The organism is Acinetobacter sp. TYF_19 (genome assembly GCF_043105125.1).
Lineage (GTDB): Bacteria > Pseudomonadota > Gammaproteobacteria > Pseudomonadales > Moraxellaceae > Acinetobacter > Acinetobacter johnsonii.
The window spans coordinates 160,644-173,283 of sequence record NZ_JBICLH010000013.1 but is presented as its reverse complement, the minus strand read 5'-3'; the positions used below and the strand labels follow the sequence as shown (position 1 = coordinate 173,283).

The following is a 12,640-nucleotide window of genomic DNA, read 5'->3' as shown; positions in this document are numbered from 1 at the left end:
TGTATCCGTATAAAATTATAGACGCGGACTAATTAGTGGGTTACTTTTTTTGGGGATAAAAAAATAATAGGAATGATACTGTGCTCAGGTTATATCGTAAGCCAAGTAAGGGGTTAATAGGAGTAGATATTAGTTCGACTTCTGTTAAGGTATTGGAACTTTCTGTTAAAAACAATCGGTATTGGGTGGAGAGCTATGCACTTGTCCCTTTACCAGAAGGAAGTGTGGTCGAAAAAAATATATTGAATCCAGAAGCAGTTGGTGATGCCCTTGAGCGTGCGGTAAATTTGGCCAATGTTCAATCGACAGACGTAGCACTGGCAGTTCCGACGTCCATGGTGATTACTAAAATCATTGAAATGGATGCCGATATGAACGATGACGAACGTGAAATTCAGATTCGTGATGATGCTGAGCAATATATTCCATTCCCATTAGATGAAGCGAGTTTGGACTTTGAAGTCCTTCCAGACCGTTTAGCCAATCCTAATCGTGTCAATGTACTCCTCGTTGCAACTCGCATTGAAAATGTAGAGGCACGTGCCGAAGCATTAGAGCTTGCGGGTTTGACACCGAAAATTGCCGATGTTGAAAGTTTTGCCATAGAAAATGCATTTAAAGTCTTTTCTGACACTCTACCGATGGGCGTGAACACTGTTGGTATTTTGGATATTGGTCACACCATGACGACCTTATCTGTTATGCGAAACAATAAAGTGATTTATACCCGTGAGCAGGTCTTCGGTGGGAAACAACTGACGCAAGAAATTCAAAATCGTTATGGTTTGTCTTTTGAAGAAGCTGGACGTGCCAAAAAAAGCCGTACCCTGCCTGACGACTATGATATTGAAGTGCTTGAGCCTTTTCTTGAAGCTGTGGTGCAACAAGCAGCACGCTCTTTGCAGTTCTTCTTTTCGTCCTCTCAATTTAATGAGATCGACCATATTTTATTGGCAGGGGGGAATGCCAATATTCCAGGACTCGCGAAGTTATTACAACAAAAATTAGGTTATCGGGTCACCATTGCTAACCCATTTTTACAGATGGGCTTTTCTCCACAAATCGACATTAAAAAAATTGAAAATGATGCTTCATCACTCATGGTGGCATGTGGATTGGCATTGAGGAGTTTTGATTAATGGCAAAAATAAACCTACTCCCTTGGCGTGATGCGTTAAGAGAGAAACGAAAAAAAGAATTTATTGCCTATTGTGTTGGGGCTGCATTAGTTGGGGTTTTAGCTGTTGCTTTGGCTTGGTTCTTTTACAGTCAAAAACTTGAAGATCAAGAACAGGCCAATCAGTTGGTGGTGAGTACCAATCAAAACTTAGATGTCCAATTAAAGTCATTAGAAGGTCTGCAAGAGCAGCGTAATGCGATTGTTGAACGGATGAAGTTGATCCAAGGCTTGCAAGGTCAACGTCCTGTGGCTGTGCGTTTGGTCGATGAAATGGTACGTGTCACACCAAGTAATATGTACATTACTAAGTTTGTGCGTACGGGTGATAAATTTACCATTGAAGGGAAAGCGGAAAGCCCGAATACAGTTGCGGAATTCTTACGAAATCTCGAAGCATCGGCGTGGTATCGCAATGCCTTTATGAATTCATTCTTGGTTGCTGAAGAGAAAAAAGATAAAGCACCAAGTTCCATCGTGCCACGTATTGAAGAAACCTATGGCACCTTTGTGGTCACCGCAGATTTAGATGAGATTGCACAGCCGGTAGCACCTGATGCGACGACACCTGAAGCCGCAAGTACAGTTAATAATTCAACAGCGGGGGCAGCACAATGAGTCGCGATGAATTTGAAGAATTAACATCAGAAAACCATGCTGTAACCAAGAAAAAAATGACGGTTGATAAGTTTTTTCAACAGTTTAATACCTTAGATCCAAATAATTACGGCAGTTGGCCCTTTTCAGTCAAATTGACTTGTTGGATCTTTATCATTTTAGTGATTGGGGCATTGGGTTATTTTGTCGTGATTAAGCCGAAGCTTGACGCGATTTCAAATGCACATGCACAAGAACAAAATTTACTGAATGAGTTTCGTGAAAAAGATTCAAAATTACGTAACTTGCAGCAATATCAAGCGCAATTGCAAGAAATGGAAGCCAATTTCAATCAGCAGTTAGAACAGCTGCCGAAAGAAACTGAAATTCCTGGCTTGGTTGAAGATATCAACGTGAGCGGCGTAAATTCTGGATTAAAGTTTAAAAATATTCGTTTAGAACCAGAAATTCGCCAAGAGTTCTTTATCGAACAGCCGATTTCCATTGAAGCGACGGGTGATTATCATTCTTTTGGCTCATTTGTCAGTGGAATTGCAGCTTTACCGCGTATTGTGACCTTGCATGACTTCGATATCTCAGCATCAAGTAACAATGAGAAAAAGACGGATATTCCTCAAATTTCATACAGTGTAAAAGCAAAAACCTACCGTTATGTCGGGGCGACGGCTACCACAGATGTTGATGTGAAAGATGCAAAGAATGATACGAAAGCCGATGCAGGAGGTGCCAAGTAATGAACTATCAAAATCTCATGCTTAGTCTCTGCATTGGACTATTCCTTGTCGGTTGTGATTCGCGTATTGATGCGGTCAACATGCAAATGGCCGAAATTCGCAATCAGCCACCATTGCCGATTGAACCTGCGCCAGATTTCCCACCTGTACCGACTTTTAATTATGCCGCACATCAATTAAAGAGTCCGTTTATGCCAAGCTCATTAGCGGCTGAACTGAAAATTATGGCTGGAAAACGTGTCTATCCAAACCTATCTCGCCAATTACAACCTTTGGAAAGTTATGCGATTGAATCGCTGAACATGAAAGGCAGCATGCGCGGGCAAAATGGACAAATTTTGGCGTTGATTCAAACACCTGATGGTGAAATTGAACGCGTGCAGCGTGGTAGTTATTTGGGGATGAATCATGGTCGTGTGATTAATATCACCGCCACACAAATTGATTTGGTTGAAATTATTCCGGATGGGCGTGAGGGCTATGTCGAGCGCCCGAGAAGCCTGGTATTAATTGGGCCGGCGCCTTAAAAAAGGAAAAGGAATAAAAATGAAAAATAGTGCTAAAGATTTTATATTTGGGGATGGCAATACGATGAACCATATGTTCCGTCAGTTTTCAATGGGCGCAATTGCAATGGCGGTGATGCAGGCTGCAAGTGCGCAAGTCAGTATTACGAATATTGTGCCGATGCAAATTCCGGGACAGGGAACAGAAATTCGTGTCATGTTCAACGGTTTGCCACCTCAACCGCAAGCCTATCAGTTGGAACAGCCATCCCGTTTGGTTTTGGATTTTGATAAAGCGCAGCAGAGCTTAAAACAAGGCAGTATTGCGGTTGCAACGGCTGAAGCAAGTACAGTAGATGTAATTTCAGATGCGCAGCGTTCACGTTTAACTGTAAATTTAGCTGATGCTGGTGCATTTACTACACGTGTTGAAGGTAATACCTTTATTCTGAAAATTAATTCAGCGAACCCAACGGTCGCAACACCTGTTGCTGCGGTGCGTTCAGAGCAAGGTATTTCGAATATTGGCTTCCAGCGTGGTTCAGACGGTGAAGGCCAAGTGGTGATTGATTTAAAAGGTAGCAATACCCCTGTCGATGTGAAACAGCAAGGCAGTAAAATTGTGGTTCGTGTTTTGGGAAATAAAATTCCTGCCCATTTATCACGTCGTCTCAATGTGAATGATTTCGCAACACCAGTCTCGACCATTGATGCACAAAACGATGGTAGTAACGGCCTGATCACAATTCAATCGAATGGCAGTTTTGAATATATGGCTTATCAGGCAGAAGATAAGCTCACGATTAGTTTAAAGCGTCCTGAAGATAAAAACCCAATGAAGCCTAAAGCACCAAGTGCTTATACAGGCAAAAAGATTTCTTTAGATTTTCAAGATATTGAAGTGCGACGTGTATTACAGCTCTTGGCTGATTTTACAGGCATTAACATGGTGGCTTCTGACACAGTACAAGGCAATATTACCTTGCGCCTTAAAGATGTTCCGTGGGATCAGGCGCTTGATATTATTATGAAAACCAAGAATTTGGATAAGCGTCGCAATGGCAATGTGATTTGGATTGCACCTGTAGCTGAGCTGATCAAATCTGAGGAAGATGAAGCCAAAGCGATTGCGCAAAGTATTAAGCTTTCACCAATACAAACCGATTACATTCAATTGAGTTATGCTAAATCGGCGGATGTACTGAAGTTGTTGGAAGACTCTCGTGATAGCAAAGGAAGTGAGTCAAATCGTACAGCGGGCTCAGACTCCTTGGCTTTGGAAAGTTTGTTGAGTGCTCGTGGTAGTGCAGTTTCTGACTCGCGTACCAATACGCTAATCATTAATGATACGCAGCAAAATATTGACAAAATCCGACGTATGATCGACTTACTGGATGTCGCAGTGAAACAGGTGATGGTCGAAGCACGTATTGTGACAGCGTCAACAGACTTTTCTCGTGAATTGGGGATTAAGTGGAGTGCGAAGAAAGAGGCGGGAAATAATAGCCCAACTTGGGGTGGGGATTTTCAACCAAGTTTTGATTTAGGTGTGGATTTGGCGACCTCGACAGCAGGAACATTTAACTTTGGTTTATTGAAAATTTCAGACTATATGTTAAACCTTGAACTAACCGCACTTCAAGCAGATGGACATGGTGAAGTCTTGTCGGCGCCTAAAGTACTTACTGGCGATAAACAGAAAGCCTATATCTTACGTGGTACAGAGATTCCTTATCAAACATGGAGTGCGACGGAAGGCTTAAAAACCGAGTTCCGTGCGGCAAACTTGAAGTTAGAAGTGACGCCAAGCATTACCCCGGATGGTAAAGTTCAGATGGCACTGATGGTTGAGAAAGACTCGATTGGTGACATTACCAATGATGGTATTGCAATTGACACCAGTGAATTACAAACCAATGTGTTGGTTGCGGATGGTGAGACTGTCGTACTGGGTGGTATTTTTGATGATGTGAAACGTAATGACTATCAAAAAGTGCCATTTTTAGGTGATTTACCCGTAGTTGGTAATTTATTTAAGAATAATACCAAAACGACGATGCAAACTGAGTTGTTGATTTTTGTGACACCACGAATTGTTAATGACAGTGTTTCAAGAAATCATTAATATATTTTCAATTTGAACAAATCTAAAAGGTGACTCCTTGCCAAGCAAAGAGTTTGAAACCCTACCAAATATTTATTTGGTAGGGCCTATGGGGGCTGGAAAAACAACGGTAGGACGACATTTAGCTGAACTGTTAGGACGTGAATTTCTCGATAGTGATCATGAGATTGAACGTAAAACAGGGGCAACGATTCCATGGATCTTTGAAAAAGAGGGTGAGCTTGGGTTTCGTAGTCGTGAAACGGTTGTAATCGATGAGTTAACCTCCCGACCTAACTTGGTCTTGGCCACAGGTGGTGGGGCGGTGACTCAGGCTCCAAATCGTGCATTCCTAAAACAACGGGGTATCGTTGTTTATCTTTATACTCCTGTAGAGATTCAACTACAGCGAACCTATCGTGATAAAAATCGCCCACTGCTTCAAGTGGAGAATCCTGAACAAAAGTTAAGTGACTTACTCAGCGTTCGAGATCCTTTATATCGTGAAGTTGCCCATTATATTATTGAGACCAATCAAGGGGCTGCACGTGATCTTGCGCAGCGTATCTTAAACTTGATTCTTTTAAAGTAGTTTTGATTCAGTTTTGAAGTGATTTGATCCATGCAAACCTTATATGTTGAACTTGGCGAACGCCGTTACCCGATCTTTATTGGTAGTGATTTAGATCCAAACGCTTTACTTGAGCCGTATATTCACGGGCGCCAAGTGATGATTGTGAGTAATGAAACGGTCGCGCCTTTGTATTTAGCGCGTTACGTGGCAGCAATTGAAGCGTTGGGAAAAACAGTTGCAACCTGTATTTTGCCTGATGGAGAAAAATATAAGAATATTGAGCACCTCAACCTGATTTTTGATGCATTGCTAGCGTCAGGCTTCAACCGTGATTGTACAGTTTTAGCTTTAGGTGGTGGTGTGATTGGAGATATGGCGGGCTTTGCTTCAGCATGCTTCCAGCGTGGGGTCTATTTTATTCAGGTGCCAACGACACTTCTTTCACAGGTTGATTCGAGTGTTGGTGGTAAAACAGGGATTAATCATCCGCTGGGTAAAAACATGATCGGGGCATTTCAACAACCGCAAGTGGTCTTGGCGGATATGTCTCAACTTAAAACGCTGCCAGCACGTGAGTTATCCGCAGGTTTGGCAGAAGTGATTAAGTACGCACTCTTGGGGGATACAGACTTTCTCACTTGGTTGGAACAACATATAGATGATTTGGTGCAGGGTGATGAAGCTGCACTGGCTGAAGCTGTGTATCGTTCTTGTGCCCATAAAGCGCGTATTGTTGCCAATGATGAAAAAGAGCAAGGTGAGCGTGCCTTATTGAATCTTGGGCATACCTTTGGACATGCGATTGAATCTTATCTAGGCTATGGTGAATGGCTCCATGGTGAAGCTGTGGCAACAGGTATGGTGATGGCAGCAGATTTATCGCAGCGTATGGGATGGATCAGTGCAGAAGATTTGGCGCGTACAAAAAATATCATTCAACGCGCGAATTTACCGATAGTATGTCCGCAGATTCCCCTCGATGACTTTTTGGCGTATATGGCTCATGATAAAAAAGTCTTGAACGGGCAACTGCGTTTGGTTTTGATGCAAGCGGTAGGACAGGCCATCATTACCAAAACATTTGATGTAGAATTGATGAAACAGGCGATTTTAGCCAACCAAGAGCAGGCATAACTTTATTATGGCAACAACCCTTCGAACCCAGTGGCAGACAAAGCAAAATTATATTTGGCTTGCATTCGGAGGGGTATGCTTGTTTGGCGCCTTAGTCTTTTGGGCCATTACAGATCAAGAGACTGTGGTTGAAGTTGAAAAAAAAGCTGAATCTGAAGTTGAGTTACAAATTCAGCCAGAAAAAGTCGCAACAACCGCACATTTAGGTTCATTCCTCGATGAAGTAAAACCTTTGGATATGACGACACGTGTTGTAGCAATCGCGCAGCATGAAGCTGAATTCCGTGGGACCAAATTTATTCAGGAAAATAAAAAGAACAGTGCAGTTGAGTTGTTTAGAGTTTCAGAAGAGGCGATTATTAAGCGCTTTTTGCAAAGACAATCTGATCGTCAAGCGTTTAGTTACTTAAGACTGACGGGTGAAAACCAAATTGAGCAATATGTGCTGATCTATGGTGTGTATAAAAATGCCAATGAGGCGCAAAAGGCATTGGCGGATTTAAAACTGACGTTGCCGAAGTCGGTGCAACCCAAAGTTGAAAAAATTGAAAGCTATGCTGAATATGTCAATGATCTCGGTTCTGATGAACTTGGACTTAGCAATAAGCTCTATGCCGTGCAGTTGAAACCAGCCGCTGTGCCTGTGATTGATGAAGCTACGCTTGCTGCGCGTCAACAAGCGGCACGTGCAGCAGTTGAACAAAATAAACAATCGACCACATCGACAACGGTTACTCGTCGTGATGCGGATGGAAATGTGGTTGATGTGCAAAAGTCACAAACGACCGTAGAGAATGCGCCACAAAATAAAACAAATGAACCTGAAGTGACTGACCCATTTAATTAAAATTGGATCATTATGGCGCATCAAAAAATGTAAATTCCATATGTGCACAGATATGGTGCAATAAATGGATTATCCTCGAACTAGTTTTTTACGTAAAAAACACAAACCTAATAAAACTAAAGCGCTTAACACACAAAATAAATAATTGGCATAAAACTTGCTTTAATGGTGCATGAATTGAGTTGATGTCACTGTTTTGGCGCAAAAAAGATTCGATTTATGAGCGAAATAGTAGCGGCCAAGTGCCTTATAAAAGTGCGTGACTGCTGCATACATTTTTTCAATTAAGACATGCATAAAGACGAAAATCAGTCTATCTTGGGTGTGAAGAAAAAATGCTGTACTTCAATCAGAATCTGAATATGAGTCAATTGAACGAATCGGCAAGAAGTAATTAGATTGTTAGACGCCCGACAGGGCCTGTAGAAAGAAGGGTACGCTATGCACATGCCATCGCCTAATACTGTAGCTCCCGCTCAAGGTTTATACCAACCGGATGAGTTTAAAGATAACTGTGGTTTTGGTTTAATCGCCCATATGCAGGGTGATGCAAGCCATGATCTTGTCAAGACTGCTATGCACAGTCTGAGCTGTATGACCCACCGCGGTGGTATTGCTGCAGATGGTAAGACAGGGGATGGTTGCGGTTTACTCTTAGCAATGCCAAAACAGTTTTTCCGTGAAGAAGCGAAAAAACTCAGTGATATTACACTCAGTGAAGTTTTTGCTGTCGGCACGGTGTTTTTAAGCCTCGACCCAGCAATTGCAGCACATGCAAAACAAATTCTAACTAAAGAAATTGAATCTGAAGGCTGTCGAGTCTTGGCGTGGCGTGTGATTCCGACCAATAACGATGCTTTAGGTTCGATTGCGATGCAGTCACTTCCTGCATTTGAGCAAATTATTGTGAACTGCCCAATGGGTGTGTCTGAAGTTGAGTTTAACCGTAAACTCTTCTTGGCACGCCGCCGTGCAGAGCAGCAGCTTACTAATGACCCTTCATTTTATGTAACCACATTATGTTCAACAGTGATTAGCTATAAAGGCTTGATGATGCCTGAAGCGATTGCTGACTTCTACACAGACTTGGCAGACCCACGTCTTGAGTCACATATTGTGGTGTTCCACCAACGTTTCTCGACCAATACATTGCCGCGTTGGCCTTTGGCTCAGCCATTCCGTTATCTTGCACACAATGGTGAAATTAATACCATTACTGCGAACCGTAACTGGGCGATGGCGCGTACGCCAAAGTTTGAAAACCCATTATTGCCTGGTTTAACTGAGCTCAACCCAATCGTGAACCGTACTGGCTCGGATTCTTCAAGCTTAGATAACATGCTTGAAATTCTTGTGGGCGGCGGTATGGACTTGTTCCGTGCACTGCGTATGTTGGTTCCTCCAGCATGGCAGAACGTGGAAACTTTAGATGCTGATTTACGTGCATTCTATGAGTTTAACTCGAAGCATATGGAAGCGTGGGATGGTCCTGCTGGTCTCGTGATTCAAGATGGTCGTCATGCGATTTGTATGTTGGACCGTAACGGTTTACGTCCAGCACGTTGGGTGATTACCAAAAATGGTTACATCACACTGGCGTCTGAAATTGGTGTATGGGGCTACGAGCCTGAAGACGTGATTTCTAAAGGTCGTGTCGGTCCAGGTCAAATTCTAGTGATTGATACCTTCACAGGTAAAATGCTCGACACTAAAGATGTCAGCACGCATTTGAAAAAAATGCGTCCTTACCGTGAATGGTTACGTGAAAACTCGGTTCGTGTACAAGGTAGTCCAGAGCTTGAAGAATATTTATGTGATCAAGGCTTAAAAGGCGACGACCTGAAAGCATCACAAAAAATGTTTATGGTGACCTTTGAAGAGCGTGACCAATTGCTTCGTCCAATCGCTGAAAGTGGTCAGGAAGCAGTGGGTTCAATGGGTGATGATACGCCAATGGCGGTTTTGTCTCGCCAAGTGCGTCATGTATCGGATTACTTCCGTCAACAGTTTGCTCAGGTCACCAACCCACCAATCGACCCATTACGTGAATCGATTGTAATGTCATTGGAAACGTGTTTAGGCCGTGAGCAGAATGTTTTTGAACAAAGCCCTGAGCATGCGGATCGTTTGATTATTTCAAGCCCAGTGTTGTCAAATTCGAAAATGCATCAAATCCGTACGTTAGGTCGTAAGGGTTATGAAATTGCAGATATCGATTTAAATTATGCGGAAGATGAAGGTCTAGAAGCTGCAATTGCGCGTATCTGTGAAGAAGCAGCGCAAGCGATTCGTGACGGCAAAACCTTATTGGTGTTGTCTGATAAGAAAATTCGTCAAGGTTTCTTGCCTGCCAATGCATTGATGGCAACGGGTGCTGTGCATCACTACCTGATTAATGTTGGTTTACGTACGGATGCCAACATTATTGTTGAAACGGCATTGGCGCGTGATCCGCACCAATTTGCGGTTATTCTCGGTTTTGGTGCAACTGCGATTTATCCTTACCTTGCTTATGATGTGATCAATGACTTGGTTGCAAAAGGTGAGCTATTGGGTGACCCAATCCAAGCACAAGTGAATTTCCGTAAAGGCATTGAAAAAGGCTTGTTAAAAGTCCTTTCAAAAATGGGTATTTCTACGGTGGCCTCTTACCGTGGTGGTCAGTTGTTTGAAGCGGTGGGTCTGTCTGAAGAAGTGGTTTCAAAATGCTTCACGGGTGTACCAAGCCGTATCAAAGGTGCAACCTTTGCTGATCTTGAAAATGACCAAAAGAAATTGGCTGAAAATGCATGGAAAACACGTAAACCAATCGACCAAGGTGGTTTGCTGAAATTTGTTTTCGACAAGGAATACCATGCATTCAACCCAGATGTGATCAATGCTTTGCATAAATCAGTACGTTCTGGTCAATATGCAGACTTTAAAGAATATGCTGAGCTGGTGAATAACCGTCCAGTGGCAACAATTCGCGACCTATTAAAGTTAAAAACAGATAACTCGATTGCTTTAGATCAAGTGGAGTCTGTAGAAGCGATTTTACCGCGTTTTGACTCTGCAGGAATGTCTTTAGGTGCATTGTCTCCTGAAGCGCATGAGGCGATTGCGATTGCGATGAATACCATTGGTGGCCGTTCAAACTCGGGTGAGGGCGGTGAAGATCCAGCGCGTTATGGCACCATTCGTAACTCGAAAATCAAACAGATTGCATCAGGTCGTTTTGGTGTAACGCCTGCGTATTTAACCTCTGCTGAAGTCTTGCAGATTAAAGTGGCGCAAGGGGCTAAACCGGGTGAAGGTGGTCAATTACCAGGGGGTAAAGTGAATGGCTTAATTGCACGTTTACGTTATTCAGTACCGGGTGTGACCTTAATTTCTCCTCCACCGCACCATGATATTTATTCAATTGAAGATTTATCACAATTGATCTTTGACTTAAAACAAGTCAATCCTCAAGCGATGGTTTCAGTGAAACTGGTGTCTGAGCCAGGTGTAGGCACCATTGCTGCAGGCGTGGCAAAAGCCTATGCTGACTTCATTACCATTTCAGGTTATGACGGTGGTACAGCAGCCTCTCCATTGTCTTCAATTCACCATGCAGGTTCGCCTTGGGAGTTGGGTCTTTCTGAAGCGCATCAAGCACTTCGTGTCAATGACCTGCGCGGTAAAGTTCGTGTTCAAACCGACGGTGGTTTGAAAACCGGTCTAGATGTGGTGAAAGCAGCTATTTTAGGTGCAGAAAGCTTTGGCTTTGGTTCTACGCCAATGATTGCTTTAGGTTGTAAATACCTGCGTATTTGTCACTTGAATAACTGTGCAACGGGTGTTGCAACTCAACAAGATCATTTACGCCAAGAACATTATATTGGCGAGCCACAAATGCTCATCAACTTCTTCACCTTCATTGCTGAAGAAACACGTGAGTGGCTGGCAGCGTTGGGTGTTTCAAGCCTCAAAGACTTGATTGGTCGTACAGATTTGCTTGAAATGCTTCCAGGTGAAACGGAGAAACATGCGCACCTTGATTTGAGCGCATTACTGGAGTCACATCCTTCTGCGCAAGGTAAGGCGCAGTACTGTGAAGTTGAAGGTAACGCACCGTTTGATAAAGGCTTGCTTGCTGAGAAAATGGTTGCTGAAATGCTACCAGCAATTGAAGCTGGGACCACAGGTGAATATCACTTCACCATTGGTAACTGTGACCGTTCAATTGGTGCACGTATTTCAGGTGAGATTGCACGTCGTTATGGCAACCTCAGCATGGAAGCGCACCCAGTGAAGATGAACTTGGTGGGTACTGCGGGTCAATCCCTCGGTGTTTGGAACGCAGGTGGTTTGCACATTCGATTAGAAGGTGATGCGAACGACTACGTGGGTAAAGGCATGGCAGGTGGTCGTGTGTCGATCTTCCCGCCAAAAGGTTCGCCTTTCCAAACTCAAGAAACGGCAATCATTGGTAACACTTGTTTATACGGTGCAACGGGCGGTAAATTGTTCGCGGCAGGTACAGCAGGTGAGCGTTTTGCAGTACGTAACTCGGGTGCTTTTGCTGTCATTGAAGGTGCAGGCGATCACTGTTGTGAATATATGACAGGTGGTATCGTGACTGTACTCGGTAAAGTGGGGCACAACTTTGGTGCAGGTATGACAGGCGGTTTTGCTTACGTTCTTGACCTTGATAATGACTTCGTTGATCATTACAACCACGAGTTGATTGAGCTGAATCGTATTTCGACTGAATCGATGGAAGAACATAAAGAGTTCTTAAGCCGTATCTTAGATGAACACATTGCTGAGACTGGTAGTGCTTGGGCGTACAAGATCCGTAACGAGTTTGATTTCTACAGTCGTAAATTCTGGTTGGTGAAACCGAAAGCTGCCAACTTACAGACTTTGTTGAAAACCACTCAAGCTGATCCACAATAATTCCACTACTGCTGATACATAGG

9 protein-coding genes are annotated in these 12,640 nt (G+C 43.2%); all 9 read left to right on the top strand.

The genetic code is table 11. The features are described from left to right. Nucleotides 1–80 precede the first annotated feature (80 nt). The 9 genes from ACF8FD_RS01390 to gltB all read left to right on the top strand — a co-directional run bounded on the left by ACF8FD_RS01390 (nucleotide 81) and on the right by gltB (nucleotide 12,617). Nucleotides 81–1,139 carry a pilus assembly protein PilM gene (locus ACF8FD_RS01390; protein WP_086209047.1) on the top strand — a complete coding sequence of 353 codons (1,059 nt, stop codon included), beginning with the start codon at nucleotides 81–83 and terminating at the stop codon, nucleotides 1,137–1,139. Beyond that, nucleotides 1,139–1,795 carry a PilN domain-containing protein gene (locus tag ACF8FD_RS01385; RefSeq protein WP_168158668.1) on the top strand — a complete coding sequence of 219 codons (657 nt, stop codon included), beginning with the start codon at nucleotides 1,139–1,141 and terminating at the stop codon, nucleotides 1,793–1,795. The genes ACF8FD_RS01390 and ACF8FD_RS01385 overlap by 1 nt, the downstream gene beginning before the upstream one ends. Next, nucleotides 1,792–2,529 (top strand): type 4a pilus biogenesis protein PilO, encoded by a 738-nt coding sequence (locus ACF8FD_RS01380; RefSeq protein ID WP_130235305.1) that lies wholly within the window; start codon nucleotides 1,792–1,794, stop codon nucleotides 2,527–2,529. The genes ACF8FD_RS01385 and ACF8FD_RS01380 overlap by 4 nt, the downstream gene beginning before the upstream one ends. Beyond that, nucleotides 2,529–3,056, top strand: coding sequence for a pilus assembly protein PilP (locus ACF8FD_RS01375; protein WP_130235306.1), 528 nt, complete (start codon nucleotides 2,529–2,531; stop codon nucleotides 3,054–3,056). Before ACF8FD_RS01380 ends, ACF8FD_RS01375 begins: the two co-directional genes overlap by 1 nt. Nucleotides 3,057–3,075: 19 nt before the next feature. Continuing rightward, entirely contained in the window at nucleotides 3,076–5,160 is a 2,085-nt protein-coding gene (gene pilQ, locus ACF8FD_RS01370; protein WP_130235307.1) for a type IV pilus secretin PilQ family protein, read from the top strand. Between the two features lie 37 nt (nucleotides 5,161–5,197). Continuing rightward, a complete protein-coding gene (aroK, locus tag ACF8FD_RS01365; RefSeq protein ID WP_130235308.1) occupies nucleotides 5,198–5,731 on the top strand; it encodes a shikimate kinase AroK in 534 nt (177 codons plus the stop codon). A gap of 30 nt (nucleotides 5,732–5,761) precedes the next feature. Next, the gene (gene aroB, locus ACF8FD_RS01360; protein WP_005401349.1) at nucleotides 5,762–6,847 is read left to right on the top strand and encodes a 3-dehydroquinate synthase; all 1,086 of its coding nucleotides are present in this window, start codon (nucleotides 5,762–5,764) and stop codon (nucleotides 6,845–6,847) included. 7 nt (nucleotides 6,848–6,854) lie between these two features. After that, entirely contained in the window at nucleotides 6,855–7,694 is an 840-nt protein-coding gene (locus ACF8FD_RS01355) for a hypothetical protein (RefSeq protein WP_005401348.1), read from the top strand. Between the two features lie 447 nt (nucleotides 7,695–8,141). After that, nucleotides 8,142–12,617, top strand: a complete 4,476-nt coding sequence (gltB, locus tag ACF8FD_RS01350; RefSeq protein WP_171457921.1) for a glutamate synthase large subunit — start codon at nucleotides 8,142–8,144, stop codon at nucleotides 12,615–12,617. Nucleotides 12,618–12,640: the final 23 nt, after the last annotated feature.

Coding starts and splice junctions, on each gene's coding strand:
- gltB (WP_171457921.1), top strand. CDS start 8,142: ATGCCATCGCCTAATACTGTAGCTCCCGCTCAAGGTTTATACCAACCG.
- ACF8FD_RS01375 (WP_130235306.1), top strand. CDS start 2,529: ATGAACTATCAAAATCTCATGCTTAGTCTCTGCATTGGACTATTCCTT.
- ACF8FD_RS01380 (WP_130235305.1), top strand. CDS start 1,792: ATGAGTCGCGATGAATTTGAAGAATTAACATCAGAAAACCATGCTGTA.
- ACF8FD_RS01385 (WP_168158668.1), top strand. CDS start 1,139: ATGGCAAAAATAAACCTACTCCCTTGGCGTGATGCGTTAAGAGAGAAA.
- pilQ (WP_130235307.1), top strand. CDS start 3,076: ATGAAAAATAGTGCTAAAGATTTTATATTTGGGGATGGCAATACGATG.
- ACF8FD_RS01355 (WP_005401348.1), top strand. CDS start 6,855: ATGGCAACAACCCTTCGAACCCAGTGGCAGACAAAGCAAAATTATATT.
- aroB (WP_005401349.1), top strand. CDS start 5,762: ATGCAAACCTTATATGTTGAACTTGGCGAACGCCGTTACCCGATCTTT.